Here is a 26784-nt window from a genome sequence, read left to right on the forward strand (position 1 = left end):
CTTGGCAGGCAATACGGCAAATCATTCAGGCTACTTGTTTTTATATTATTTGGTAAAAATTCCCTGCGCGTAACGGTAACCGCTTGATACATTGCTATACCAATCGGCGTGAGTATTACCTCCTGAGGTTGCCCAGGTGTTGAAGTTTAAGTAAGCTTTGCTTATCATTATTTTTTCAACGGGGTAGCTGAAGGCGCCGTTTACCATGATGGCAAAGGGCTTGTTTTCCAGCGTTACATAGTATTTGCCATTTACCGGAACAGTTGCATCATCGCCTGTATCAAATAAGGCTGTGTTTGCTTTGTCTGTTGGTTTATAGCCAGGCAGGTGAACTTCAGCACCTCTTTTTTGGTCGCATATGATGAAGTGATTCAGTGATGATACATTTAAAGAGGTAAGATCAACCGGTGCACTAAAATTCACTACAACATTTACCGGGTTACATACCACTTTGGCAGTACCCGGAACGGTATTCATAAAGTTTGCACTTTTACCGGCAGGTACCAGCGAGTGGTTATTATCAAACGGAATAATAACCGCTTTGGCTTGTCCGGCTTCAACACCGTTAGCTGCCATGTTTAAGTACGAGCCGGTAATTTTTTGCCCCGTTACCGAGCTTACACCTGTTGCGTTAACAGGCAGTTGTATGCCAAAGCCATTTTGAAACGTACCGCCCGATGCCAATACATTGTAATCACCTTTAAGCGTAACTACCTTGTTTGTTGCGCTTACTTCGTAAGTGTAACAATAGCTTACCACAAGATCGTTCATGTCATAATCGCCTTTGCTTGGCCATTGATCTTCAAAAGCTAAAGTACCGGTGGTACTTTTTGAAGGGTAATAGCTGGTGTAAGCGCGGGCAGCATCATTAGGAAACTCATCCTGCGCATCCTGCACACCATCGCCATCGGTGTCGCCACCGCGGTCAATAGTGGCAACGCCTGTTGTAGATATTGCACCTGCAACCGACGATGAACTGTAGATAACCAAGTCATTAAAGTCGTTATCAGAGGTTGTTCCGGTACGGTCAATGTCTTCAAAACTCGAAATGAACTTTTTGTGCACATCATCATAAAGCAATATGGATTGCTTTTTAGCACCGGGGTTGTAAGTATCGTTTGAGTAAAACTTGGTATTACCGGCAGCCACATCGCTACCGTTCCAGCCATCCTTTACCATAATAAAGGCAATGGTGGTACCTGCAGCAAAGTTGCCTAGCTTTACTTTATCGCCTGGCCTTAACCCTCCACCCGAGCCATTGGCCGAAGCATTGGGAAAAATCCAGGTTACTTTATCAATACCACCTAGTACTGGTAGCAAACTTGCGCCAACGCTTGGTGCTGTTCCTGTTGGATAGGTATAATAACCTAAAGTATTTTTTTGTGCAGCGCCTTCTGATACAAAGGTTACATACACATCTGTTTTGGCCGTAACGTTAAGTGTTGATGTAACTGCACTGTTCAAATAACCCGGATGAGTTGCTGTTAGAGGCTGATTTTCGGGCAGCGAAGCATTAATATAGGAAAGCAAAGAAGCGTCAAGCACATCTCCGCTTGCTTCCATGTAAACCGGCCTGCCAAGGGCCTTTGGATAAGTAGCCGTATTGGAAATTGCGGTAGTGGCTGTATAAGTGCCAGGGTAGGCAAAGGTGGTTGCAAGTAAGCCGTTAGTTTGATATCCCGATGTTTTGTAAGACAACGCTCTAACATCAGTCGCTTTAGGACTGAATGAAATTTGTTCGGCCACAATATTACCACTGTAACCATCTTTACCGCCAATAGTGGCTGTAACGGTATTACTTGCCGAAATAACAGCCTCCGCATCACGTATTAAACCTATGTACGCCGGATCAATAATCAATGAACCAACAGATGCCGCAACAGTTACTGAGCCTTGTAAGTTGCCAGCCTTATCAGTAACGCCTTTAAATATAGCTTCACGCTTTTCATCAGTTGGCAAGTACAAACTAACAATTACACCGGCCAGTGGGGCATCATTATTAGTGCGTAATGCTAAATTGAATTTAACATCTTTTGTGGTTTTAAAGTTAAAACCTTCAACATAGGGAATCTCCGGTGTGACAGCAATTGGCACTTCTTCTTTTGTGGCAGGCTTCGTTTCTTCAAACAAAGTGTCCTTTTTACAAGCAGAAAACGCAACCAACCCAGCTAATAGAATAGGGGTAAAATTTCTTTTCATTAAAGTTTAATCAATAGTCTAATTCAATCAGGTATCTGTTTAGGGCAGGACATAGCAATCCCATTTGCATCTTAGGGGCGATACATCAGGGTTACAGAACACCAAGAAAAACTTCCTGGAAATTTTGTTTAAACACCCTGCCTTTACACAGCTGGGTTAATTATTAATTGCCGGCGTTGGTAATCAACTTGAGGTGTTATACGCCGACAGTTTTAAATATGTTTCAGATTTATTATAAATATTTCTGCAAATGATAAAATATTCACAATAACTATAGAGAAAAATTTTTTTAAGATTAAAACAATTTAGAAGTATTCCTTCAAGTATTACTCTTAAATGTTACAACACCTAATTAACAGTATTTTACAGTAAAAGAATCTTCACTTGAAATAAAATTATACGATATTTGTTCAATTTCGAGCTACGAATAATTTATCTAAATTCTTTCTTACAGAGAAATAATTAAAGATTTCATGTATTTATTACTCCAAAATGACACCTATATTCTAACACAAAATGCTTTATAATATTAGGTATAGTTTATTATACCCACTAAAAAATATATGTTTAAACTTTAAATTGTAAAGAAAATTTACTTTAACTTAAACACACAAAAAGAGTATCAGTATCTTTCAAAATAGTTAAGCTTCTGACAAGCATAAAATTTATAACTTTATAGCTCACTGCAGTTGCACTGAATAGTGCAGCTTTACACTACCGAAGCTTTAAAGCCGGTGCCTGCAAACCACAGGATAGTTTGGCGCTTAAGCAGCTTATGAAAAAAATTGTACACATCACACCTACGCTACCTCCTGCAATTAACGGACTTGGAGATTTTTCTTACTTAATGGCTCAAACGACAAAGGAGCTTATTGAAGCCGAAATTGTATTTGCTGTAAATGACTTACCGCCAGGTGATTTAGAATTTAAAGTAATTGACTTCAATGCCGGCAATTTGTACACAAAGGTGTTTGAGCAAAACCCTGATGTGGTGGTAATACATTTTGTAATCTACGCGTATCAAAAAAAGGGACTACCGTTTTACATGCCAAAAGTGGTTAAGCAACTTAAAAAAACGCTTGGTTGCAAAATATTGGTATACTTCCACGAATTGTACGCCGTAACAACAAATGTTCTTTCGTCGGCCTTCTTCATATTTCCATTGCAAAAGATAATAGTACGCCAGTTATACAACCTTGCCGATCAAACATTTACCAATTGTGTTTATTATAAAACCCGTTTATCAAATGCTCTTGGGGGCAAGCCTAATAATGTGATAATAACTGGCTTATATTCTAATATCCCCGAAGCTTACTATGATCATAATATCGCTAAAGATGAAAGCTGCATGGTTATATTCGGTTCGGCAACATCACGCAGTAATATATACACAAGCACACATTTTGCAAGTGTAATAGAAAAGCTTGGTGTGAAAACCATTTATGATATTGGCGCAGGCGATATGAATTGCAACGTACCTGGCGTACTATTCAAAAAATTGGGCAAATTGCCGGCTGAAGACATTGCCGTTTATTTAAACAAGGCAACTTACGGAGCCATTGAGTACCCTATACGTTTTTTAGGAAAATCTGGCATACAATCGGCTTATGCGGCATTTGAAGTTATACCTATTAATTTCAATGAGCTCAATCAGCCGCTTTTGGATGGGTTAACGCGCAATGTAGATTACTTTGACTATAATTCACCTTTACCTATAACAAACAAGCAGGCCGTTCGTGATAAGCTAAGACTATGGTATAGCCAGCGTAACAGGATGGCTGTGACTAAGAAAGTGATTGAACACTTTTAGTAACAATTATACTTACTGCCTTTTTACGGTAGTAATTGCTACAACGCCATTTTGGTCATATTTTACACCAAATTGCTTGGCAGATTCTTCAGTTTTAAAAACCTGGATTTTCTCGATGTTTTTTGCGTCAAGTGCCTTTACCTTATCAACGGTTACATCTTTTCCGTCTATAATAAAATGGGGTGACTTGCCACCAGCCGTACCGTTAAACGCATAAACCATTGCTCTTTCAGTAGCCGCGCTAGCCATTGTTTTCGTAGAATCGAAAGTAGCGCTAGCAGTCCTAACATTCGAGAACTTGTGAAACGTTATACTCTGTACACGCTTTGTTGTATCAGCCCCACTTTCGTTACTGTTTACAAACATTACAGGCACGGTGTACTGCACGTTAACCTTATGCCCATTTTGCTCTCCCGGAATCCAGCGCGGAGAAGCACTTACCACACGTATAGCCTCTGCAGCAAGTGCCGGGTCGGTTACGCGCAATGCTTGTACGTTTGCTAAATTTCCATCTTTTTTAACAATAAATGTTACGTTTACCCGCCCCTGCTGGTTATTGGGGTTACGCAGGTTTTGCCTTAAAAAAGTAATGAAGCCGGAGACTCCGCCTACAAAGTTTGGCAGCTTTTCAACCGATGTAAACACTTCACTATTTTCACTGGTTTTAGCACTATCAGTAGTTGATGAAGCGAGTTCATGCGATACTGGTTCATCTTTTACCAGCATATTATCGTTCATTTTAAATGCCGGTGTATTTGCGGTAAGCTCCTCTTGTTGGGGTTTTTTAACCGTAAGTTCCTCAATTTGTACGGGTGTCCCGCTTATAATATTTGCTGGGGCATCAAAAACCTCCAAAGCTTCGCTTTGTATTTTTTTAACCACCTTACTGTTGTTTATAGTGGCAGATGACAAGGCAAGCATTAATGCAAACAACGGCGCCGAAAAGCCATATTTAATTAAAGCTGTATAACCCGACTTATTCTTTTGCAGCATTTTTATCCGCTCTTTGAGCACGCTGTTGCTAAAAAAAGGATTTAAAAGATGGTGCGCAGGATTATTGAAGGTTTGGTTAAGCAACAACATCGCATACTCGGCCTTGCCCGTTCCGGCTTTAATGGCATCACGGTCGGCAATAAATTCGTGCGTTTGCTTTATGAACCTGCGGTACAAATACATTACCGGATTAAACCAGTTAATGATCATTAGTATTTCAATAAGCAGTACATCGGCCGAGTGCCATTGCTTTGCATGTACATTTTCATGAGCTATAATGGCATCCTGACCCTGTATACTTTCATCAACCTTGATTTTTCCGAAAAACGACCACGGTGCAGCTATTTGATCACTTTTGATAATTTGACTTAGCGCACTTAGCTGCCAAACCAACTTAAACGTTAGTATAATTATGCCGGCTATATATATCATCCCGGCAACTTCGCCCAAGGTAAGGCGGTCAGGCTGGGCGTTAAAAACGTATACAGCATCTGCACTACCGTTGTATATGGTTTGATGTACCTTTTGGGTAATAAACCAGCTTTGAACTACATCAAGATGTATTACCGGTATAAAAAACGATAACAATGCCGACCCTACAAGGTAAACGCGGTTAAGCTGGAAAAACGTTTCGCGCTGAAGCAGTAAAGCGTAAAAACCGAAGAACAGGATGAGATACAGGTTGCTGAGCAACAGGTAGTGCCACCAGGTCATAAGCAAACAGTTTTATTATTTATCTTTAAGTTTTTCTATCAGTTTCATTATCTCGTCGGCCTCCTTCACATCAATCTTTTCCTTTTGCACAAAAAACGAGAACATGCGCTTTACCGAATTATCAAAATAGCCGGTAAGCAATTTATCAGAGGCAAAGTTCTGGTACTCATCTTTACTTATAAGCGGATGATATTCATGGCTTTTGCCATAAGCCGTATGGCCAACAAACCCTTTGGTTTCTAAAATTCTAATAATGGTTGATACCGTATTATAGGCCGGTTTAGGTTCGGGTAAATGCTCAATTACCTCCTTAACATAGCCTTTTTTTATTTGCCAAAGCACGTGCATAAGTTGTTCCTCTGCACGGGTTAGCTCCTTAATTTCCATATTTTTAAACACTTAAGTAAACGGCAGCAATGCAAACCGCTTGTAAACAATATTTAAATCTACAACTAATTACTTAGTCGGTCAAACTTTTTTTGGTACCTGCAGAACATTTAGTACAACATGTAAGTTCAATTCGTACCAATTACTTACAAATGCATATAACATTTCATGGTGCTGCCCGCAATGTTACCGGCAGCAAACATATTGTTCAGCTTAATAACGGTACCAGCATACTGCTTGACTGCGGTATGTTTCAGGGCCTTGGCGAAAAAACTGAGGACATGAACGAACACCTGGGTTTTAACCCGCGCAAGGTAAACTATATGATACTGTCGCACGCTCATATTGATCATTGCGGCTTAGTTCCCAAATTAGTTGCCGAAGGCTATGATGGCCCCATATACTGTACCGCCCCTACTATGGAGCTAGCCCGTATTCTACTGCTCGACTCGGCCAAAATACAGCAACAGGACACGGATTATATAAACCGCAAACGCAAAAAAAATAACGAGGCTGAATTGACCGCGCTTTACAACGAAGACCAGGCCAGGGAGGCTTTGAGCTTATTCAAGGTTGTAGAATACAATGAAGAAGTAGAAATAACGCCAGATATAAAATTCATTCTTACCGATGCCGGCCACGTAATAGGAAGCGCTGCTATACACCTGGCAATTACCGAAGAGGGTAAAACCACCAATATCACTTTTAGCGGAGATGTTGGCCGTTATGGAGACTTACTACTGCGCAACCCGCAAAAATTCCCGCAGGCCGATTACGTTATGCTTGAATCAACTTATGGCGATTCGCTTCACAAAGACCTTGGCCCTATTGAAGATTCGTTGCGCGATATAATTCATGAAACCTGCATAGTACGAAAAGGAAAAGTTATTATACCGGCCTTTAGTGTAGGCCGTACCCAGGAACTACTTTACGCCTTAAATGCGCTTGAGTTACGAGGGGAGTTGCCGGACACCCAGTATTATGTTGATAGTCCGTTGAGTTTGCAAGCTACACAGGTTATTAAAGACCACCCCGAAGAATATAATAAGCAAGTTAAGGAAGTAATGAAGGTTGATGCAGACCCGTTTGGGTTTAAAAATCTGCGCTTTGTTGAATCGACAGAAGAGTCGATGGCTTTAAATACCGATACGCGGCCATGTGTTATCATATCCTCATCGGGTATGGCCGAGGCCGGCCGGGTCAGGCATCATATTCGTAACAATATCAACAACTCAAAAAACACCATACTAATGGTTGGCTATGCCGAACCCAGCTCGTTGGGCGGTCACCTTATTCGTGGTGATAAGGATGTATACATATTTGGAGACAAGTATGAGGTGAAAGCCGAAGTTTGCGTAATTAAAAGCATGAGTGCACACGGCGACTATGAAGACTTGCTGCACTTTTTAAACTGCCAGGATGCAGACAAAATTAAAAAGATATTTTTAGTGCACGGCGAATATGATACCCAGCAAAAGTTTGCGGAAACCCTTGTGCAAAAAGGTTACAAAAACATCGAGATTCCGTACCAACACGAACGTGCCGATCTTGACTAATAACCCTAAAAAGGCTAAGCAAATATGCTTAGCCTTTTTCGTTAGCGCTGTTAATGTCTTTAAGTTTAACGGGTATAAGGTTACGCGTTTTAAAGAATGTTATAGTTACAATTGATAGCGTCATACATGCACCAAATACCACTGATGGCACCGTACCCATTAGCTCACCGGTAAGCCCCGACTCAAATTCGCCTATTTCGTTAGATGACCCGATAAACATAGAATTTACCGCCGAAACCCGTCCCCTCATATTATCGGGCGTAAGCAGTTGCATAAGTGTACTGCGTATAATTACGCTTATACTATCAAAAGCACCCTCGGTAAACAAAAAGATGAGCGATATATAAAAGTTTTTAGACAAGCCAAAACATAGTATTGACAACCCAAAACCAGCAACCGCAATAAGCAGATTGCGCCATGGCCTGTTCATGGGCGAAAACCGCGTCATGGCCAACATGGTAAGTACCGCACCTGATGCTGTTGTAGCACGCATAAAACCCAAACCTTCTGAGCCTACCTTTAAAATATCATGAGCAAACACAGGTAATAAGGCTATAGCTCCGCCAAAAAATACCGAGAACAAATCAAGGCTCATGGCTCCAAGCATCATTTTATTTTTAAACACAAAATTAATTCCTTCAGATAAGCTTTTGAATATACTTTCCTTAGGAACAAATATAGCCGGATACTGCCTGAGCAAATACGTAAGCACAAATGAAATAACCAAAAGCGTTACAATCAATACAAATGTTGGCGTTATACCCCAATGTCCAAAAATCAAACCTCCTGTAGCGGGCCCTAATATGGTTGCAATTTGCCACGCCGAACTACTCCAGGTGCTACCGTTTGGATAAAGTTCTTTAGGAATGCTTTGCGCATAAACAGAAAAGGTAGCCGGACCATAAAATGCACGGGCAACACCGTTTAAAAACACCATTGCATAAATAATGGTGGCAATGCGGTTGGCCGGTATATATGGCCTCATAGCATCGTGCGTTGCTAAAAATATGGAGAAAGAAGAAAACAGCACAACAGAAAATATGGTAAGCAGCAGCTTACGTTTTTCATACTTATCGGCAATGTATCCGCCGTATAAAGCTATGGTGATAGCAGGTATGGCCTCACATAAACCAATAGCACCTATGGCTAGCTTGCTGTGGGTAAGCTGGTAAATATAAAACCCAAGTACCACCGCTTGCATTTGGTAGGCAAACGTAAAAAAGAAACGCATACCTATGTATGCGCGAAAGTCCTTGTATCGTAAAGCAGCAAATGAATCTTTCTTCTCGGGGGTCTCCTGTCGTTCTTCCACAACCTATAAGTGTTAATGCCTGGCAAAGTTAAGGCATTTGAAGCAAGCAGATTTGTAAAATTTAAAATATAAAAGTATGATTCTTCATACCATGACGGTTGTTCCCCATACTACTTGCATCAAATTTTATTTGCTTTCCTGTACTTTAACGGTGGATGAGTTGTTATTTTTTTAAACAGGCGCGAAAAATAATACTGATCATCATACCCAAGTTCATTACAAATTTGCTTTACGCTCATGGAGGTAAATGAGAGGTACTGACAAGCCATATGAATTTTTAAATGGTTAAAATATTGCATTGGCGCGTAACCCGTACGCTGTCGAAAAAGTTCTGAATAGCGTGATACCGAATAATTGGCTTGCCTGGCAAAGTCGCTTATTAAAAAGTTGCTTTTAATATGCAGCTTCATAAACGCAACAGAAGCATCAATGCTATCTGGCTCAGGGGTATAACCGGCATCACCGGCAAATATAAATGTTCCTAAAAGTCCTATTAGTTTTACGTAGGCAACTTCTAAAAAATAAGGGTTAAGGTCACTTTCCAATAGATCCATTAAGTAGCTGAATTCATCAATGCGATTTTGATTATAAACCACATAGTTGTTTTTTAAAGCGAAGCTTTCATAGCTATTGTATATTACAGCAGCATTGCTGCCAGTAAAATGCAGCCAGTATATACTCCACGGGTTTTTACCCGAACTGCCGTAATGGTGCCGCTGCCCCGGAGGAATAATATAAAAGGTATTTGCCTCTGCAATATTGCGCACGCCGTCAATTTCAATCCATCCGCTGCCATCTACACAATAAATTAAAATATAATCTTCGCTGCCATACGTACGCTCCCTATCATGGTTTAAAGCTAACGGATAATAACCTGCAGCCGTAACATACAGCATGGACGATAATGGATTTAATGCAAGCTTGCTTTGGTTGTTTGTTGGAACCAACACACTTCGCTGCCCAATGAAGCCCTCAGAAACCTTATTTGTTACCATCGTCAAATTATCCATTATTGCAATCCAATATGTATTAAACTGATATAAAATCGTAAGATAATCCATTTTTTAAAAATTTTTATCCATTTCGAGCCAATGTCCTATGTGTAACTTTATGCAACCAATTTTATTAACCAATAATACTTCATGGCTCAAATACAGGCAGGTTTCAACAATAGCTATATCATTGGCATTTCCTTCATTTCGGCCTTAGGGGGATATTTGTTTGGGTTCGATTTTGCTGTAATATCAGGCGCTTTACCTTTTTTGCGTACCGCTTTCGGTCTCGATGCGTGGTGGGAAGGCTTTTTAACCGGCTCACTGGCATTAGGATGCATTGCAGGTTGCCTCATAGCCGGCAATCTTGCCGATAGGTATGGCCGCAAACCAGGACTGATGCTGTCTGCCGCAGTATTTGCCTTTTCATCTTTTGGGATGGCCGTTGCAGGCAATCTGTTCTTTTTTGTTGCCATGCGTTTTGCCGCCGGTATTGGCGTAGGCATGGCGTCAATGCTAAGCCCTATGTACATTGCCGAGGTATCGCCTGCATTAATACGCGGCCGCAACGTAGCCATTAACCAACTAACCATAGTAATTGGCATACTCATTACAAACCTGGTTAACTACGCCCTGGCCGATAACGGCCCCGAGGCCTGGCGCTGGATGTTTGGCTTGGGCGTTATACCATCAGGGTTATTTTTATTAGGCGTACTATGGCTGCCTGAAAGTCCGCGCTGGCTCCTTAAGGCAGGGCATGATGATAAAGCCCGGCAAGTACTTCAAAAAATTGGTTCGGTTGATTTCGTAAACAGCACCATAAATGATATTGAAAAATCGCTCGGGGGTGATATTCAAAAACAAAGCTATTCTGCTGTTTTCAATAAAGCTGTGCGCCCCGCTGTAATGGTAGGCATTACCCTTGCAGTTTTCCAGCAGCTTTGCGGCATTAATGTAGTATTCAATTATACATCAACCATATTTGAATCGGTTGGTGCAAACTTAAACAGGCAACTGCTCGAAACCGTAGCTATAGGCATAGTAAACCTTTTTTTCACACTAATTGCCATGTGGCAGGTTGATAAGCTTGGCCGCCGCCCACTAATGCTTATTGGTTCAATAGGCCTTTCGGTAACTTATATTTTACTGGCTTACTTTCTGCAAAACAAAGCAGCAGCAGGTTTAATATCCTTGCTGGTGCTGCTGGCAATAAGCATGTACGCAACGTCACTGGCTCCGGTAACGTGGGTACTCATTTCAGAGATATTCCCGAACAAAATCCGCGGAGTAGCGTCATCTGTGGCTATTGTATCGCTGTGGGGCGCTTATTTTATCCTGGTTTTTACATTCCCGGTTTTAGCTCAAAAGCTGGGAACATACGGCCCTTTCTACCTATACTCAGTCATCTGCTTCCTCGGATTCTTGTTTGTTCTGAAAAAGGTAAAGGAAACCAAAGGACAAACACTCGAGCAATTAGAACAAAGTTTTTCAGCACACTAAATTTTTATTGACACATGAATTATTCCGGCGTACAGGTTTGGGAAGAACAAGTTGTAATACCAACCTATAGCGTTGGAAAGCCCGACAAAAATCCTATGTTTTTTGAAAAACGGGTTTACCAGGGTAGCAGTGGTGCAGTTTACCCCAACCCGGTTATCGAAAAAATTTACGACGAGAAACACGATCAAACCTACAATGCCCTTTACCTAGAGAACCGGTACCTGAAAATAATGATACTGCCTGAATTGGGCGGCCGTGTTCAAATGGCATATGATAAAATTAAAGAGCGGCATTTTGTATATTATAACCAGGTAATAAAACCTGCCCTGGTTGGCCTTACCGGTCCATGGATATCAGGCGGAATTGAATTTAACTGGCCGCAGCACCATCGCCCTAGTACGTTTGAGCCGGTTGATTACAAAATCACCGAAAATAACGACGGAAGCAAAACGGTGTGGGTGAACGAAGTTGAGCGCATGTTTGGAACCAAGGGAATGGCGGGCTTTACGCTACACCCCGACAAAGCATACCTTGAAATAAAAGCAAAACTATTTAACCGTACACCATTACCACAAACGTTTTTATGGTGGGCTAACCCGGCTGTAAAAGTTAATGATGATTACCAATCTGTTTTCCCGCCTGATGTTAATGCTGTATTTGATCACGGCAAGCGCGATGTATCTACTTTTCCCATAGCAACGGGCACTTATTATAAAGTTGATTACTCACCAGGCACAGATATATCACGCTACAAAAATATACCTGTACCTACATCGTACATGGCCATAAATTCCGACTATGATTTTGTAGGCGGATATGAGCATGATACGCAAGCTGGATTACTGCATGTAGCCAATCATCATGTATCGCCCGGCAAAAAACAATGGACCTGGGGCCACAGTGACTTCGGTCAGGCCTGGGACCGTAATTTAACAGATGAAGATGGCCCGTACATAGAACTAATGACCGGCGTATTTACCGACAATCAACCCGATTTTAGTTGGCTGATGCCGTATGAAGAGAAAAGCTTTACCCAGTATTTTTTACCTTACCGCCAATTAGGTTTAGTAAAGAATGCAAGTAAAGACATTTTACTAAACATTGAAAAGCAGGGTGACAAAGCATTGCTTAAAGTAATGGTTACTTCGGTTCAACCATTTTTGCGTATGCAGTTAAGTACTGCCGGGGCAATTATTTTTGATGAAACGACCGACTTAACTCCTGAAACAGTTTTTGAGCGTTTAGTTACCTTACCTACTAATACTGATGAACAGTTATGGATTGTAAGCATTACTAACGCACATGGTAAAGAAATTTTGCGGTACGAGCCGGCACGTAATAAGCAAAACGACATACCTCAAGCTGCAAAACCGGCTTTGCCGCCAAAAGAAATTGAAAATAACGAGCAATTGTTTTTAACGGCACAGCACCTGGAGCAATACCGCCACGCCACTTACAGTCCGGTGCCATATTACGAAGAAGCTTTGCTACGTGATGCAGGCGATATTCGCAGCAATAATGCACTTGGGGCCTGGTACATGCGCCGCGGAAGATTTGCGTTGGCCGAGCCTTACTTGCGCAAAGCCGTTGAAACCGCTACGGCACGTAACCCTAACCCTTACGATGGCGAGGTATATTATAATTTGGGGTTATGCCTAAAATATCGGCAAAACGTTAATGAGGCTTACACTTCTTTTTACAAAGCTACCTGGAACAACGCCTGGCAGGATACAGGCTACTTTTCCATAGCACAAATTGATGTAAGCCGTGCTAATTATGATGCTGCGCTTGATCATATTGACCATGCCATTGACCGAAATGCCCGCAACAGTAAGGCCTGGGCACTTAAAGCGGCCATATTACGTAACCTTGGTGAGTTTGAACATGCTATTATCACCGCCATTGAGGCCTTGGAGCGGGACGGATTTAACCTGGCAGCCTTATTTGAAAAGGTGCTTTCATACCGTGCATTAGGTAATAATGATATTGCTGGTGAAAACCTTGATGAATTAAAACGACTATCGCGCAAAACTGATCATAACCTTATTGAATATGCACTTGATTATTCAGCAGCCGGTTTGTATAGTGAAGCGTCAGAGTTGTTATTGATTGGTGAAAACGGCTCAGCCACATCACCCATGGTGTATTACTACTTGGCTTTATTTGCATCAAAAACCAAAAATAGTTCAGCAGCGGAGCAGTTCCTGAATGAGGCAGCAACAGCCAATCCATACCTGTGCTTTCCAAATAAACTGGAAGATATTGAGGCATTGGAATTTGCCATGGTGCAAAACCCTAAAGATGCAAAAGCGCCATACTACTTAGGTAATTTATGGTATGATAAGCGCCAGTACAGCAGCGCTATTCAATGTTGGGAACAATCAGCGGGCATTGACAAAACGTTTCCAACTGTGCACCGCAACTTGGGTATAGCCTATTTCAATAAGCTTAACGACAGCAAAAAGGCACTCATCAGGCTCGAAAAAGCATTTGCGCTCGATAGGTCTGATGCCCGGGTGCTTATGGAGCTCGATCAGTTATATAAAAGGCTTAACAAAAAGCCTCAGGAACGGCTGAAGTTTTTGGAAAGCAACTTAGCCACCGTACTTGAGCGGGATGATCTTTACTTGGAAAGGGCTGCTTTATATAACTTCCTTGGAAATTTCCAGAAGGCATATGACCTTATTATGGAACGCAAATTTCACCCTTGGGAGGGCGGCGAGGGTAAGGTGTCGGGCCAGTATGTACTTAGCCTTACCGAACTTGCTAAACAAAACATTGCAAAAGGTAAATTTGAACGAGCTATTCAACAATTACAAAGCGCGCAGTACTTTCCGCACAACCTTGGCGAGGGGAAACTATACGGCGCACAGGAAAACGACCTATTTTATTGGCTTGGTGTTGCGCACGAAGGTTTAACCCGTTATGCCGAAGCGCAGCAATTTTTTAAGCAGGCAACTGTAGGTTTAAGCGAGCCCGGAGCAGCCATGTTTTATAACGACCAGCAACCCGATAAAATATTTTATCAAGGTTTGGCATGGCAAAAGTTAGGTGACAAAGAACAAGCACAAACCATATTTGAAAACCTGGTACGGTATGGAAAGCAGCATCAAAACGATGATGTAAAGATTGATTACTTTGCCGTTTCACTACCCAACTTACTTATTTTTGACGACGACCTAAATTTACGTAACAAGCTTCATTGCTATTACATTACAGGCCTAGGATTGGCCGGCCTAAATGAAACCTATGAAGCATTACTGGCACTCGATAAGGTGCTGAAGTACGATGCCATGCATTTTGGTGCGCAAATACATCAGGACCTTATATCAAATAAAAAGAACTTAATAACCGCAAACTATGCTTAAAAAAAGCTTACCTATAAACGCCTTACTACTGCTATTGCTGGTCACCTTTTCGGCGTTTAAACCGCAGCAAAGTATACCGCTTAGCGGCACCTGGCTGTTTCAAATTGATCATGATGACAAGGGTGTTACCGAAAAATGGTATTTAAACAAATTAAGCGATGAGGTAAAGTTACCGGGCTCAATGGCGCAAAATTTAAAAGGCGACGATATCACTTTAAAAACCAGGTGGACAGGCAGCATTTACGATAGTTCGTTCTATTACAATCCGCATTTGGCAAAGTACCGCCAGCCCGGAAACATCCACATTCCATTTTGGCTAACCCCTGCCAAACACTACGTAGGTGTGGCCTGGTATCAAAAAGAGGTTAATATCCCTAAAACATGGGCGAGGCAACGCATAAACCTGTTTTTAGAACGGGCGCATATAGAAACACGTGTGTTTATTGACGGTAAAGAAGCCGGAATGCAAAACAGCCTGGTAGCCCCTCACGAGTATGACCTTACCCCCTACTTAACGCCGGGTTTGCACCGTATTAGCATACGCATTGACAATCGTATTAAAGAAATTAACGTCGGCCCTGATTCGCACAGCTTAACCGATCATACACAGGGTAACTGGAACGGCATTATAGGTAAAATGGAGCTACAGGCATATGCACCTGTTTACATTACAAACCTGCAGATATATCCTAACGTTAAAAACAAAACAGCCGTAGTTAAGCTACAAGTTCAAAACAATAATAAACACAACTTTAGCGGGCAAATAGGCATATCAGCTAAAAGCTTTAATTCAAAAACAGTTCATCAAACACCTATAAAAAACACGCCGTTTACTATTAACGCAGGCGCGAGCAAAGAACTAGGACTTACAGTGCCCATGGGTACTGGTGTACAGCTTTGGGATGAATTTTCGCCCTCGCTATACAATTTAACAGTTTCGGTTAATACTAACGGCAAATCAATAGCCAGCCAAACCACTGAATTTGGCATGCGTGAATTTACAATAAAGGACAACACTTTTCTTATAAACGGGCGTCCGGTATTTTTACGCGGAACAGTAAACAATTGCGAGTTTCCGCTTACAGGGTACCCTGCAACATCAGTTGATGACTGGTTGAGGATTTTTAAGATTGCCCGGGCACATGGCCTCAACCATATGCGTTTTCACTCATGGTGCCCACCCGAGGCAGCCTTTAAGGCAGCCGACCGTACCGGTTTTTACCTGCAGCCCGAAGGGCCAAGCTGGCCCAACCATGGCTCATCAATTGGTCGCAACCTGCCCATTGATAAGTATCTGTATGATGAAACTAACCGCATGGATAACTATTATGGTAACTACGCATCCTTTTGCATGCTTTCGGCCGGTAATGAACCTGCGGGTAACCAGGTGCAGTACCTTAATGCGTTCATAGATTACTGGAAAAAGAAAGATACTCGTAAGGTGTACACCGGCATGTCGGTTGGGGGCAGCTGGCCGGTAGTACCCGATGCACAATATCAAGTAAGGGGTGGCGTACGTGGCTTAGCATGGGATAAGCAACCCGAAAGCCAATCAGACTTTAGTGCCGGTATTGCCAAATTCAATGTCCCGTTTGTAGCTCATGAAATGGGCCAGTGGTGCGTGTTCCCTGATTTTGATGAGATAAAAGAATATACGGGTGTTTACCGTGCAAAGAATTTTGAGCTGTTTCAGCAAGACCTGAAAGATCAGGGCATGGGTAGCCAGGCACATGATTTTATGATGGCATCAGGAAAACTACAAACGCTTTGTTACAAAAACGAAATTGAAAAAACTTTGCGTACACCCGGTTATGCCGGTTTCCAACTACTGGGCCTGCAAGACTTTCCCGGACAGGGCACTGCACTGGTAGGTGTGCTCAACGCTTTTTGGAAACAAAAGGGTTACGTTGCACCTGCCGAGTTTGCACGCTTTTGTAACACCACGGTTCCGCTTGTACAGTTACCAAAGTTTGTTTTCAACAATAATGAAACGCTTAACGCCGGTGTTATGGTTGCCCATTCAGGCAAAGCACCTTTACAAAACGCTATTTTCAATTGGAGTATTAAAACCGCCTCGGGCAGTGTAATAGCGCAAGGAGCTTTCCAGCCAAAATATATTGACAACGGTAACGGTATACCTGTAGGACAAATTACCTGGCCGCTTAACAACATTAAAGAGGCAACCAAATTAAAAATTGAAGTAAGCATTGCCAACACTCCTTTCGCTAATGATTGGGAAATATGGGTGTACCCGGTTAAAGCAAGTGAGGTAAAAACTGAGGTTTACTACACTACATCGCTTGATGATAAGGCCAAAGCTGTTTTAGATAAAGGCGGCAAGGTATTTTTGAACGTTGCCGGCCAGGTAGTAAAAGGCAAAGAAGTAGCCATGCACTTTTTACCCGTATTTTGGAATACATCGTGGTTTAAAATGCGCCCACCGCATGTAACCGGCATGCTTATTCAGGATAAAAGTGCGGCGTTTGCCGGTTTCCCAACCGAGTATCATAGCAATTTGCAATGGTGGGAAATTGCTAACCGTGCGCAGGTTATGGTACTGGAAGATTTTCCGGCAGAATTTAAACCACTTGTTCAGCCTATTGATACCTGGTTTTTAAACCGCCGGTTAGCTTTAATTTATGAAGCCAAAGTTGGCAACGGCAAAATCATCGTATCAAGCGCAGCTCTCTCACCCGCATTAGGTGATGATAAGCCAGCCGCCCGCCAACTTTTTAATAGTTTAATGCAATACATGGCCTCAGACAAGTTTAATCCAACCGGTCAGGTAAGCTTTGATGTAGTAAAAGATATTTTAGTAAGCCCTACCAAATACCAATTTAACACGTTCACCAAGGATAGTCCTGATGAGTTAAAGCCTAACTCAAACCAAAATAAGTCCAAAACAAATGAGTAGCAATATGAAAAGCTCGTCATTTTTGAGAGAGTTATCACCAGTAAAAATCATATCAAAGAAATTATTAGTCAAGTTATTGGGCTTATGGGCAGGTATATTGTTGGCAGCTGTGAGTGCTTACTCCCAAACCCTTTATACTGCCGATATCAGTAAAACGCAAACTCCTGTAATAAGCGGTCACCTTAAATTAGGAACACACGTTGACGCTAACGGCCGTAGTGTTGATGCTAATAGCCTTTACTTTGTTAAAGATGGCAAGCCCTGGTACCCGGTAATGGGTGAATTTCACTTTTCGAGGTATCCAAGGGATAAGTGGGAAGAAGCGATACTTAGGATGAAGGCAAATGGTATAGATGTAATAGCAACCTATATTTTTTGGATTTACCACGAAGAGGAAGAGGGCATTTTTAACTGGAGCAACAATCATGATGTACGGTACTTTATAGCATTATGTAAAAAACATAACATAAATGTAATTACACGTATAGGTCCATGGTGCCATGGTGAAGTACGAAATGGCGGCTTTCCAGAATGGATTGTTAAGCGTGGCAATATGCGTAAAAACAATGCGGAATACCTGGCATCAGTACAAAAGCTATATAACGCTATTGCAGAACAGTTAAAGGGGCTTTACTTTAAAGATGGTGGCCCAATAGTTGGAACGCAAATTGAAAACGAATTTCGTTTTAATAATCCGGCAGGGTTAGAGCATATGTTTACTTTAAAACAAATGGCTATAAAGGCTGGTATTGATGTACCGTTTTACACGGCTACCGGCTGGCCGGGCTCCAACCTTAAACAGGACGAATTGATACCGGTTTGGGGAGCCTACCCCGAAGCGCCATGGGATAAAAGAACAACCCAACTGCCCTTATCAGAAAACTACACCTTCAGCACATTACGCAATGATCCGGCCATTGGCAGCGATCTTTTGGGTAAACACGAAGAAGATGCAACGGCTTACGCCGGGTACCGTTATCCGTATGCTACTGCCGAAATGGGCGGTGGCATACAAATCACTTATCACCGCCGGCCAATAATTGAACCGGTAGATGTGGCTGCATTAGCCTATACTAAAATTGGTGCAGGTGCTAACCTAATGGGGTACTACATGTTTCATGGGGGTCATAATGAAATTGGCAAACTAACTACCCTGCAAGAGTCTAAAGCGACAAACTATCCAAACGACTATCCAATACTCAACTATGACTTTCAGGCTCCGCTGGGTGAGTTTGGACAAATACGACCATCCTATTATGATTTTAAAACATTACATATGTTTTTAAACAGCTTTGGAGAGCAACTGGTACAATACTATCCATCTTTTGCCGATAAGAAAGCAGAGGGTGCAGCTGATAGCACAACACTTAGGTTTGCTGTAAGATCTAAGGGAGAAAGCGGCTTCTTATTCATCAGCAATTATCAACGACAATTAAGGTTGAAAGATCATAACGGCATACAGTTCAAACTTAAATTAAGTAATGATCATCACATTACGTTTCCCGAAAAACCTATAGATGTTAAAACAGGCACCTTGGCTATTTTACCGTTTAACATGGCTATTGAAAGCTGTAAACTGAAATATGCAACTGTTCAACCGTTGTGCATTATAAAAGGCAAAACACCAACCTATGTATTTTTTGCACCTGATGGTATCAGGCCCGAATATGTTTTTAGCAAAGCTGGTATAGCCAGCTTAGTAACTAACCAGGCAAAGATTAACAGTATATCTGACACCTACCAGGTTAATGAGCTTAAACCCGGAACTGGCAGTATAATTACCATTAAAATGAAAGATGGTAAACAAGCAAACATCATTACCCTAACTAATCGTCAGGCTTTAAACAGCTGGAAAGGATATGCTTTTGGTAATGAACATTTATGTATTTCCGAGCAAAATGTAATTTTTGCAAACGGGAAGGTTAAAATGCAAAGCCCGGGCAATAATCAATTCAGCATTTCGGTTTTTCCTGTTGTAAGCAATTACCCAGCTTTGGGCTTTAAAAAGCAAAACGATGGGATATTTACAAGATTCAGTAAAACCTTGCCTGCAAAAAAAGTTGCAGTTAAGGTTGCTGAGGTGAGTGACTTAGTAATGTATGAAAGTAAAGGAATCAAGCTCCCGGAAGATGACCGTAACAGCAAGAATACTGCTGCGAGCCCGGGGCCACAGTACCAAACAAACTTTACACCAGTTGAAAGAGCTAAATACTGGGTGCTAAAAGTGCCGCCAATGGCTGGCAATGCATTATTGGATATTGACTTCAGGGGCGATACCGGCGCCGCTTACATAAATGGTAAACTGGTGGCCGACGACTTTTACTTCGGAAAAACCATGCAAATGCTTATTAACAAATCATCCAACGAAAGTAATATCTTGCTGCAGGTTGTGCCGCTTACCAATGAAAGGCAAATTTATTTTGAGAAAGGTATCAAAGAATTATTGCAAAATGACACAGCACCGGTACTCAAGAATGTTAAGGTAATACCCGAATACGTGGTTGAGCTATAGCTTTATTAAAGCTCCTGGCTTTGATCAATTGCTTGGGCTTTAGCTGTAGGTTTAGCTTTCATACTTTGTTTAATATGCTCGCGATGTTCACGGCCCCAGGTTCCGAGTTCTTTTAAAACGCTGTCAAGCGTGCGGCTGTAGGCCGTAAGTTCGTAAGTTATTGTTACGGGTGTTGTTGCAAACACGTTTCGTTTTACAAACTCGTTCAACTCTAATTCTTTCAATTCCTTTGAAAGTATTTTAGGCGTAATATCGCCCAAAACGCGCTGTATATCTTTAAACCGCTGCGGCCCGTTTGACAGGGCAACCATTAACGGAAACTTCCATTTTCCGTTTAATACATATAGTGCATCACGCACGGCATCAACGCTGGCCTTGCATGATTCAGGACTATGATTACGCTCACTATCGGGAAGTTTAGACATATGTTTGCTATCTTACTATCTTTTTGATAGTAAATATATTAAAAAATCAATAAAGATAAAAGGAGACAACCTTACGGTTATTCTCCCTTCTACTATCACAATCCAAAAGATTATCTCCAGCCGCCGCCTACCGAGCGGTAAAGCTCAACGGTGGCATCTAATTGTGCTTTTTTAATGGAAGCCAGCTCCAGTTCGCTTTGCAATACATTGCTTTGCGCGGTTATAACTTCAAGATAATTTGCCATGCCGTTTTTAAAAAGCATACTTGCATTACCGGTTGCCTGGCGAAGCGTATTGGCACGTGTAGCCGCTGCTTGGCGTTGCTGGTTAAGTTTATCTAAACGTACCAACGCATCCGATACTTCGCCCACAGCCAGTAAAACCTGCTGACGGAACTGTAGCACGGTCTTTTCGCGCTCAACTTTGGCTACCTGGTACTGGGTTTTTAACTGTCCGCGCTGAAACAACGGCTGGGTTAAACCTGCTGCCGCGGTACCAAACAACGAGGCCGGAATGTTGAACCAGTTACTTGCACGGAACGAGTTTACACCGCCCTGCGCCGTAATTACCAATGATGGGTACATACTGGCTTTCGCCACACCAACATCGGCGTTGGCACGCTCCACAGCTAATTCAGCACTGCGTACATCAGGGCGCAGGCTTAACAGGGTTGAGGGTAATCCGGCCGATAAGGTTTGCGATACGGGTACCGATTCCAATGTTTGGTTACGTATAACCGCCGAAGGCAGTTTGCCGGCCAGTATGCTTAAAGCATTTTCCTGAATGGTAACATCCTGCTCAAATTGAGGGATTAAACGCGCAGCGGCCAGTTGCTGTGCTTCGGCCTGTTGTACGGCCAGTGAAGTAACTTGACCGGCATCAAATTGCAAACGTATAATGCGCAGGGTACTATCGTTTAAACGCAAATTTTTGCGAGCAATTTCCAGTTGTGCATCCAGCATCAGCAGGTTATAGTACCCCGATGATACGTTGGCCACCAATTGGGTTTGAACTGCCTTGCGTGCCTCCTCGGTTTGCAGGTAAGTAGCAAGGGCAGCAGCTTTGCGGCTACGAATTTTGCCCCATATATCGGCTTCCCATGATAGGTTTGCCGAGGCATTGTAATCTTCAATATGCTTGCTGCCTAAAAACTGGCTCAGGCTCAAGCCGTTCAAACTATTGTCTGACGGGCGGTTTATACCCGCTGTTACACCTAAACCCACGCTTGGCAGGTAGCCTAATTTAGCTTGTTTTAAAGTAAGTTGTGCCTGTTCAATATTCTTTACGGCAATTTGCAAATCGTTATTGCGGGTTATTGCGCTATCGATCAGGTTTTGCAGGGTAGTTTCGGTGAAGAAACTTTTCCAGGGCAAACGGGCTATCGAAGCAGTATCGGTAGTGGTTGAGGTACGGTAGGCGTTAGGCAGCTGCTGATCGGGCACCTGCACGTCTTTCGATACCTTACAGGCGCTCAGTATGAGCAGCGCTGCTATGGTTAGGTAATTTTTCATGTTTGTAAGAGCCCCTCCCAAACCCTCCCCGGGAGGGAGGGCTTTTTGAAGAGCATATATTTTAAATTCAAACGACTTTCATTCAAAAGTCTCCCCCTCCCGGGGGGAGATTTAGAGGGGGGCTTTAGTGGCTTAACTCCTCATGATGAGTCACAGCATGACCGTGACCATCATTATGTTTAACAATTACCGGCACACCGCTCACACGTTCCTGTAAATGTTGGAAAATGACAAACAACACCGGAATAATCATTACCCCCAGCACTACACCGCTCAACATACCGCCTGCGGCACCAATACTAATGGAATGGTTACCTTGTGCTGAAGGACCCGTAGCGCTCATCATCGGAATCATACCAGCTATGAAAGCCAGCGAGGTCATGATGATTGGGCGCAAGCGTGAGCGGGCACCTTCAAGGGCAGCGGCTACCAGGCCCTCGCGGTTACGGCGGCGTTGCAGGGCAAACTCAACAATAAGAATGGCGTTTTTAGCCAGCAAACCAATTAGCATGATAAGGGCAACCTGTACATAAATGTTGTTATCAATACCGGCCCAGCCAATAGCCACAAACACACCGAATATACCGGTAGGTATTGACAGGATAACGGCCAGCGGCAATATATAGCTCTCATACTGTGCCGAAAGCAGGAAGTATACAAACACCAGACACAGTGCAAATATTACGGCCGACTGTCCGCCCGATGAGATTTCCTCACGGGTTTGGCCCGAAAACTCGTAAGCAAAACCTTGCGGCAATTCTTTAGCAGCTACATCCTGTATGGCCTTGATGGCATCACCCGAGCTGTAGCCCGGTTTAGGGATGGCGTTGATCTGAATTGAGTTGAATAGGTTGTAACGTGAAGCGGTTTCTGAACCATATACACGGCTTAATTTTACCAGTGTTTTAATAGGCACCATTTCGCCGGTTTTGTTGCGTACGTATACGCGGTCGATAGATGAAGGGTCGGTTTTGTCGGCAACGTCAGCCTGAACAATAACCCGGTAGTATTTACCAAAGCGGTTAAAATCTGATGCCTGAGCGCTACCAAAGTAAGCCTGCATGGTTTGCAATACATCACGTACGTTTACACCCAATTGGTTGGCTTTATCATCATCAACTTCTAATTGCAGTTGCGGATAATCGGCCTTAAAAGAGGTAAAGGCAAAAGCAATAGCGGGTTGCTGCATAAGCTTGCCAATAAAGTTGTTGGCTACACCACTAAATTTATCCAGCTTGCCGCCGGTTTTATCTTGCAGTACCATATCCAATGCTTCCACGTTACTAAAGCCTGGTACGGTAGGGAAACTGAACACGAAGAAAGTGCCACGGCTTATAGCGCCCAGTTTTCCTCGAATTACGTTTTGTATATCATCAATGTTCTTAACCTCTCCACGTTCCTTGTTATCTTTTAACAGCACGAACATTACTGCTGCCGATGGACTGCTGGAGTTGGTTAACAGGTTGAAGCCCGATATAGTGGTTACAAACCTTGCCGATGGCATGGCACGTAACTCTTTCTCGGCCTGCTCAATTACTTTAGTGGTTTTACCTAATGATGTACCCGATGGGGTTGATACCGATATAGCAACAAAACCCTGGTCTTCAGTTGGGATAAAGCCCGATTTAGTATTGCTTACCATATATACGGTAATGGCAGTTACCAAGGCTAAGGCTCCCATACTTAACCATTTATGATTAATAAGGAACTTAATACCGCCAACATAACGGTTGGTTAATGAGTTAAAGCTGCGGTTAAAGCCTGCGTAGAATTTTTGCGCAAAGCCTGCTTTTTCGCCGGCTGTACCGTTGCCTGCATGATTGTTTTTCAAAAACAATGCAGCCAGTGCCGGACTAAGTGTCAATGCATTAATAGCCGATATAACAATGGCTATGGCCATAGTAAAGGCAAACTGGCGGTAAAATATACCTGTAGAACCGGTCATAAAACCAACAGGAAGGAACACCGCGGCCATTACCAGGGTAATGGAAATGATGGCACCTGTAATTTCGTGCATGGCGGTATTGGTAGCCTCACGGGGTGACAGGTGATCGGTTTCCATTTTGGAGTGTACTGCCTCCACAACCACAATGGCATCATCCACTACTATACCGATAGCAAGTACTAATGCGAACAGTGTAAGCAGGTTTATAGAAAAACCAAACAAGTTAAGGAAGAAGAACGTACCCAGAATAGCTACCGGAACTGCAATAGCCGGAATTAATGTAGAGCGGAAATCCTGCAAAAAGATGAACACCACTACGAATACCAGTATAAAGGCTTCTACAAGAGTGTGCTCAACCTGGCTTATGGATTCATCCAATGCGGTTTTGGTACGATAGAAGTTGTTGTATTCAATACCTTTAGGAAAGTCTTTGGCGGCTTTTTCCATTAGTTTATCAACCGCAATCTGTATTTCGTTTGCGTTTGATCCGGCTAATTGAATAACACCCACGGCAACACCATCGTTACCGTTAAGGTGGCTCATGCTGCTGTAAGAGTATGCACCCAGTTCAACACGTGCTACATCTTTTAGGTGAAGTATAGAACCATCGGCATTGGCGCGAATGGCAATGTTTTCGTACTCATCGGGCTTGTTCAGCTTGCCTTTATATTTAATTACATACTCAAAGGCTTCGTTGCTGCGCTCACCTAATTTACCAGGAGCAGCTTCCAGATTTTTATCCTGAATGGCAGCCATTACCTCGGCAGGTGTAATTTTGTAAGCTGCCATTTGTGTTGGGTTAAGCCATACCCGCATCGAGTAATCTTTAACACCACCAAATATGGTTGCCGAACCTACACCCGGTATACGTTTTAACTCGGGAATAATGTTGATTTGCGCATAGTTAGCTACGAAGGTTTGGTCGTACTTTTTAGGATCGGTAGTGTAAATACCTACCGCGCCAATTAAGCTGTTTTGCTGCTTAACAGTAGTGATACCCTGCTGTATAACCTCGGCAGGTAACTGGCTTTGTGCCTGTGCCACACGGTTTTGCACGTTCACGGCAGCCTGATCGGGGTCGGTACCTTGTTTGAAATATACGGTGATGGCTAACGAACCGTCATTGCTGGCGGTTGAGCTCATGTAGCTCATGTTTTCCACACCGTTAATTGATTCTTCTAATGAAGGCGCTACTGAACGTAATACCGTTTCGGCATTGGCACCCGGATAAATGGCAGTTACCAACACCGCCGGAGGCGCAATATCAGGGAACTGCTGCAAGGGCAGTTTGGTAAGGCCCAATACACCCAGGATCACCAATAGGATGGAGATCACGGTTGACAGTACCGGCCTTTCTATAAATCGTTGAAACATGACGTTTTACTTTAAAAGGATTGATGTTTAGTTTTTAGCTACGGCGTTGGCTTTGTCAACCGCCTTTTGTGGGGCGATCTTCATACCGTCTTGCAGGTGGTCAACACCGCTTAATACAATTTGCTGACCCGGCTTTAAGCCGCTTTTAACCAAATAGTCGCTGCCGCTTTTACCTTCAATTACTATAGGTTGTTTAGCAACTTTATTGCTGTCGCCCACGGCATATACAAACACTTTGTCTTGCAGTTCGAGGGTGGCATCCTGCGGTACGCGAGCCACATTGTTATGTTGCAGGCTAAGGCGCACTTTGCCGGTATTGCCCGAACGTAACAGCCCATCGGCATTAGGGAAAGTTGCCCTTACAGTAATTGCACCGGTTGTTTTATCAAACTGACCGTCGATCATATCAATTTTACCCGGCAGGGTATAGCTGCTCTTGTCAGACAGTACCAGTGCTACCGGTGGCAGGTGACTAATTTTATCTTGCAGGTTTTTTCCTGCGTACTGCGCTTTAAAGTTCACAAAGTCGGTTTCGCCAAGCGAAAAGTATACATGCACATCATGCACGTCCGAAAGTTGGGTTAATGCCTCGGCATCTGATGGCGACACCAAACTTCCTTGTTTTTTAACCAGGCGGCCAATGTACCCGCTAACAGGAGCTTTTATTACAGTGTAACCTAAGTTTATTTGCGCGGTACCAACCTGTGCTTTGGCCTGTGCCACTTGTGCCTGTGCAACCTGCAAGGCTGCTTTAGCAGCTTTTAACTGATAGTCGGACACTACTTTGTTTTGAACCAGTGGTGTAAGTTTTTCAACTTCCAGTTTGGCATTGGCCATAGCACCTTCAGCGGCTTGCTGGCTGGCCTTTGCGTTATTTAATGCCTCACGGAATGGATTTTCGTTGATTTTAAATAAAGGTTGACCTTTGGTTACATAGGCGCCTTCGTCGGCATACAGGCGGTCTAAGGTACCGGCCACCTGCGGACGTATTTCTACGTTTACAGCTCCTTCAATTGAAGCAGGATAATCCTGATAAGTGGTTGCCGTATCAACTTTTATTTCAGTAACAGGCAAGGCTTGCGGAGGTGCAGCCTGCTGTTGTGCCGGCTTTTCTGCACATCCGTACAAAACAGCCAGTGATAAGATAATTGCTAAGGATTTCATGATATTATAGAATTTGGATTTGTGCTTAGTAGTGTTTTTGATTTGTAACTTTGTTGCCACCCATAAGAAAAATGGTGACATATAACATCGTTAATTTATTTAACAGTG

At 42.8% G+C, this 26784-nt stretch carries 15 protein-coding genes; 6 read left to right on the top strand and 9 right to left on the bottom strand.

Features of this window, described 5'->3' with window-relative positions; translation table 11 throughout:
* Positions 1 to 45 precede the first annotated feature (45 nt).
* Entirely contained in the window at positions 46 to 2199 is a 2154-nt protein-coding gene (locus GO816_RS13400; protein ID WP_157542446.1) for an LruC domain-containing protein, read from the bottom strand.
* Positions 2200 to 2974: 775 nt separating this feature from the next.
* Between GO816_RS13400 and GO816_RS13405 the strand changes: the two genes are divergently transcribed.
* Positions 2975 to 4009, top strand: a complete 1035-nt coding sequence (locus GO816_RS13405) for a glycosyltransferase family 4 protein (protein ID WP_157542447.1) — start codon at positions 2975 to 2977, stop codon at positions 4007 to 4009.
* A gap of 12 nt (positions 4010 to 4021) precedes the next feature.
* Here GO816_RS13405 and GO816_RS13410 read toward each other — a convergent pair whose 3' ends face one another.
* On the bottom strand, positions 4022 to 5716 hold the full coding sequence (locus tag GO816_RS13410) for a M56 family metallopeptidase (protein ID WP_157542448.1): 1695 nt from the start codon (positions 5714 to 5716) through the stop codon (positions 4022 to 4024).
* A gap of 15 nt (positions 5717 to 5731) precedes the next feature.
* On the bottom strand, positions 5732 to 6103 hold the full coding sequence (locus GO816_RS13415; RefSeq protein WP_157542449.1) for a BlaI/MecI/CopY family transcriptional regulator: 372 nt from the start codon (positions 6101 to 6103) through the stop codon (positions 5732 to 5734).
* Between the two features lie 152 nt (positions 6104 to 6255).
* On the opposite strand from GO816_RS13415, the gene GO816_RS13420 reads away from it, so the two are divergent.
* Positions 6256 to 7659, top strand: coding sequence for an MBL fold metallo-hydrolase (locus GO816_RS13420; protein WP_157542450.1), 1404 nt, complete (start codon positions 6256 to 6258; stop codon positions 7657 to 7659).
* 28 nt (positions 7660 to 7687) lie between these two features.
* Here GO816_RS13420 and GO816_RS13425 read toward each other — a convergent pair whose 3' ends face one another.
* Both GO816_RS13425 and GO816_RS13430 read right to left on the bottom strand, forming a co-directional pair.
* Positions 7688 to 8971, bottom strand: a complete 1284-nt coding sequence (locus GO816_RS13425; protein WP_317163636.1) for an MFS transporter — start codon at positions 8969 to 8971, stop codon at positions 7688 to 7690.
* Between the two features lie 119 nt (positions 8972 to 9090).
* Entirely contained in the window at positions 9091 to 9981 is an 891-nt protein-coding gene (locus GO816_RS13430) for an AraC family transcriptional regulator (protein WP_198171519.1), read from the bottom strand.
* 132 nt (positions 9982 to 10113) lie between these two features.
* On the opposite strand from GO816_RS13430, the gene GO816_RS13435 reads away from it, so the two are divergent.
* From GO816_RS13435 to GO816_RS13450, 4 genes are read left to right on the top strand one after another with little or no spacing between them, the layout of a single operon-like run.
* Positions 10114 to 11463 carry a sugar porter family MFS transporter gene (locus GO816_RS13435; protein WP_157542452.1) on the top strand — a complete coding sequence of 450 codons (1350 nt, stop codon included), beginning with the start codon at positions 10114 to 10116 and terminating at the stop codon, positions 11461 to 11463.
* Between the two features lie 14 nt (positions 11464 to 11477).
* Positions 11478 to 14831, top strand: coding sequence for a DUF5107 domain-containing protein (locus GO816_RS13440; RefSeq protein ID WP_157542453.1), 3354 nt, complete (start codon positions 11478 to 11480; stop codon positions 14829 to 14831).
* Complete coding sequence (locus tag GO816_RS13445) at positions 14824 to 17745, top strand: exo-beta-1,4-galactosidase (protein ID WP_157542454.1); 2922 nt, start codon at positions 14824 to 14826, stop codon at positions 17743 to 17745. Before GO816_RS13440 ends, GO816_RS13445 begins: the two co-directional genes overlap by 8 nt.
* Positions 17746 to 17749: 4 nt before the next feature.
* Entirely contained in the window at positions 17750 to 20257 is a 2508-nt protein-coding gene (locus GO816_RS13450) for a beta-galactosidase (protein ID WP_198171520.1), read from the top strand.
* A 5-nt stretch (positions 20258 to 20262) separates the two neighbouring features.
* Here GO816_RS13450 and GO816_RS13455 read toward each other — a convergent pair whose 3' ends face one another.
* From GO816_RS13455 to GO816_RS13470, 4 genes are all read right to left on the bottom strand, one after another.
* Positions 20263 to 20682, bottom strand: coding sequence for a winged helix-turn-helix transcriptional regulator (locus GO816_RS13455; protein ID WP_157542456.1), 420 nt, complete (start codon positions 20680 to 20682; stop codon positions 20263 to 20265).
* Positions 20683 to 20792: 110 nt separating this feature from the next.
* A complete protein-coding gene (locus GO816_RS13460; RefSeq protein ID WP_157542457.1) occupies positions 20793 to 22193 on the bottom strand; it encodes a TolC family protein in 1401 nt (466 codons plus the stop codon).
* Between the two features lie 124 nt (positions 22194 to 22317).
* The gene (locus tag GO816_RS13465) at positions 22318 to 25512 is read right to left on the bottom strand and encodes an efflux RND transporter permease subunit (protein ID WP_157542458.1); all 3195 of its coding nucleotides are present in this window, start codon (positions 25510 to 25512) and stop codon (positions 22318 to 22320) included.
* Positions 25513 to 25539: 27 nt separating this feature from the next.
* Positions 25540 to 26676: an efflux RND transporter periplasmic adaptor subunit gene (locus GO816_RS13470; RefSeq protein ID WP_157542459.1), complete on the bottom strand. Its 1137-nt coding sequence runs from the start codon at positions 26674 to 26676 to the stop codon at positions 25540 to 25542.
* Between the last annotated feature and the right edge of the window lie 108 nt (positions 26677 to 26784).

It is taken from the genome of Mucilaginibacter aquatilis, from assembly GCF_009755275.1.
GTDB classification, from domain to species: Bacteria; Bacteroidota; Bacteroidia; order Sphingobacteriales; family Sphingobacteriaceae; genus Mucilaginibacter; species Mucilaginibacter aquatilis.